Source organism: Alkalihalophilus lindianensis, from assembly GCF_032843265.1.
Classification (GTDB): Bacteria; Bacillota; Bacilli; order Bacillales; family Bacillaceae_D; genus Alkalihalophilus; species Alkalihalophilus lindianensis.
The window spans coordinates 1-231 of the sequence record NZ_JAWJBA010001119.1; the positions used below are offsets into that span (position 1 = coordinate 1).

Annotated in this window: 1 pseudogene; it reads right to left on the minus strand. The window is 41.1% G+C overall.

Features of this window, described 5'->3' with window-relative positions:
- A pseudogene (locus tag RYX56_RS25575) lies at positions 1–231 on the minus strand (ABC transporter substrate-binding protein); the annotation flags it as partial.

A 231-nucleotide genomic window follows, 5' to 3' on the forward strand; every position in this document is an offset into this window, starting at 1 on the left:
TTTTCATCTTTGAAGGATGGATTCCAGAATTCGCCTTCGTGGTACATTAAATATGCCGTGTTATCAAAGTCAAGTGTCCAGCCGCCCCAGCCTTGACGATACATATGTCCTGCTTTCCCTTGAGGAATTAAATCAGAGTTCATAGTTGTACCATCCGCTGTTTTGATGTTTGCTTTTAAACCAACCTCTTCTAAATAGAAGGAAACCGCCTGAGCAATCTCTTTAAAGTTG